Raw genomic sequence first — 1,260 nt, forward strand, 5'->3', positions numbered from 1 at the left:
CCGGCCCGCCTGGGGGGGGGGTCGGAGCACCACCCCCCCCAGGCACCACAGCCAGGACAGCCGGCCCCGCAGCGAAGAACCAAAACAGCCCGCCAGCTCCGCCGGCCTCCGGCCGGCCCAACAGGATCCAGCCGACCCCGCCGGCCGCCAGGAAACCCCGTGTCCCTCCACCCCAAAACCTGACAAGCCAGCCACCCACGGGGCAGCGAGGAACCAAAGCAGCCCGCCGGCCCTGCCGGCACCAGCCCAAAACAGGGGGGGTGGACCGCCACCCCCCCCCAAGCACCGCAGCCAGGGCAGCCACGACCCGCAGCGAGGCAGCCAGCCGACGACGACCGGGACAGGATCCAGCCAGCCCGCCGGCCCGCCCGCAGGGCACCCCAGCCGGAGACTAATCTCCAACCGCGAGGCAGCCGGCCCCGCCGGCCGCCAGGAAACCCCGCGTCCCTTCACCCCAAAACCTGACACGGCCAGCCGAGGAAGAAACCACGCCGTGTCCTGCTGCGGGCACCCGGCCATATGCGGTTTCCTAAGACCAATGAACAACCGACCCCAATGGAAGTAAAAGAACCACTGGAACCACAACACCAACCCGGACAACCCGTAAATCCCCTAAAACACGGGGAAAACACCACACTGGACAGAAGTAAAAGAACCAACAGACCCACCAGCACCACCAAGGGGTGCGCCGCCCCCCACCGTGCAACGGCACGGCCAACCCACCCGCAGCGAGGCAGCCGGCCGACGACGACCAGGGCACCCCGGCCAGCCGGCCCCGCCGGCGCCAGGAAACCCCGCGTCCCTTCACTCCAAAACCTGACAGAGCAGCGAGGCCCAAAAACCCCCAGGAAACACCGCAGCCAGGACAGCCGGCCCGACCGCAGCGAACAACGAAGCAGCCCGCCGGCCCCGGCCGGCCGCCAGCCCAAAACAGGGGGGTGGACCGCCACCCCCCCCCAAACACCGCAGCCAGGGCCACCAGCACCCCGCAGCGAGGCAGCCGGCCGACGACGACCAGGCCAGCCCAGCCCTGCCAGCCAGCAGGATCCAGCCGGCCCGCCCCGCGAACACCCCGCGTCCCTTCACCCCAAAACCTGACAACCCAGGAACAAAAGCCCCCGGAACACCCAGCCGCGAGGCAGCCTGCCGACAACAACCAGGGCCAGCCAGGCCCGCCGGCCCCAGGGGGTCGGAGCACCGACCCCCCAAAGCAACGCTGCCAGGGCAGGATCCAGCCGGCCCGCCCCGCGAACACCCCGC

Source organism: Arthrobacter sp. 9E16, from assembly GCF_002929435.1.
In the GTDB taxonomy this organism is placed as follows: Bacteria; Actinomycetota; Actinomycetes; order Actinomycetales; family Micrococcaceae; genus Arthrobacter_B; species Arthrobacter_B sunyaminii.